Source organism: Sphingobium limneticum, from assembly GCF_008710165.1.
GTDB lineage: Bacteria > Pseudomonadota > Alphaproteobacteria > Sphingomonadales > Sphingomonadaceae > Sphingobium > Sphingobium limneticum.
On sequence record NZ_VYQA01000065.1, the window covers coordinates 1 to 1321 of the forward strand.

Sequence of the window (1321 nt, forward strand, 5' to 3'; positions counted from 1 at the left end):
TGAAGCGCCCCGGGTTTCCAGGAGGCTCCAACTTGTGAGAAGGAGCATCCGTTATGAGCAAGACAACCAACAAATTTTCACCTGAAGTCCGCGAGCGGGCGGTTCGTATGGTGGTGGAGCAGCGGGCCGAGTACGGCTCGGAATGGGAAGTGATGAAGTCGATCGCGGCGAAGATCGGCTGCTCGCTGGAGACGCTGCGCCGGTGGTGCCGCGAAGAGGCGAGCCGACGAGCGGGGCCAGCGGCGCTGGCGGCGGATGACCGGGAACGCCTGAGATTGCTGGAGCGCGAAGTGAAGGAACTACGCCGGGCCAACGAGATTTTGCGCAAGGCATCTGCGTATTTTGCGATGGCGGAGCTCGACCGCCCCGGGAGATGATGATGGCGTTCATCGACGTCCATCGCGAGGATTTGGGTATCGAGCCGATCTGCCGGGAACTGGCGATCGCCCCATCCTCCTACCATGAACACGCCGCGCGTCGTGCCGATCCCGGCAGGCGTCCAGCACGTGCGCAGCGTGATGACGAGATCAGGGAGCAGATCAAGCGGGTCCATGAGGCCAGCTTCGGTCTCTATGGCACACGCAAGGTCTGGCACCAGATGCGGCGTGAAGGCATCATGGTGGCGAAATGCACGGTGGAACGATTAATGCGCGCCATGGGGCTGGCAGGCGTCCATCGTGGGAAGAAGACGATCACCACCATCAGCAACCCGAAGGCACCGTGTCCGCTGGACAAGGTCAATCGGGCATTTCGCGTCAGCCGGCCAAACGCCCTGTGGGTCGTCGATTTCACCTACGTGCATACTTGGGCAGGCTTCGTCTATGTCGCCTTCGTGATTGATGCTTTTGCCCGGCGGATTGTCGGATGGAAGGTCAGCACGTCAGCCACTGCCAGCTTCGTTCTGGATGCCCTGGAGCAGGCGATTCATGCCCGCAGGCCAGATCCCGATGATGGACTGATCCACCATAGCGATAGGGGAGTTCAATATCTTGCGATGAACTATACCCAGCGCTTGGCCGAGGCCAAACTCGTCCCCTCGGTCGGCAGCGTCGGTGATTCCTACGACAACGCCTTAGCCGAGACGATCAACGGCCTTTACAAGGCCGAGGTCATCTGGCGGCAGCGATCATGGCCAAGCGTTTCGGCCGTGGAAATGGCAACGCTGCGCTGGGTCGATTGGTACAACAATCACCGGCTCTTCGGCCCTATCGGGCACATCCCGCCCGCTGAGGCCGAAGACAATTACTATGCAGCCCTCGAGAACCTCGATATGGCTGCATAGCCCAATGAAAACTGCCTCCTGAAAACCCGGGGCGCTTCA

General features: G+C 60.6%; 1 protein-coding gene and 1 other annotated feature. The gene reads left to right on the plus strand.

Annotation, left to right across the window (positions count from 1 at the left end; all coding sequences use genetic code 11):
- Positions 1–53: 53 nt before the first annotated feature.
- A protein-coding gene (locus tag F4U95_RS24505; RefSeq protein ID WP_120252781.1) for an IS3 family transposase occupies positions 54–1282 on the plus strand; the annotation gives its coding sequence in 2 pieces (ribosomal slippage) (positions 54–342 and positions 342–1282; 1230 coding nt in all).
- Positions 335–449, plus strand: a sequence feature (AL1L pseudoknot). (Overlaps the previous gene by 115 nt.)
- Positions 1283–1321 lie beyond the last annotated feature (39 nt).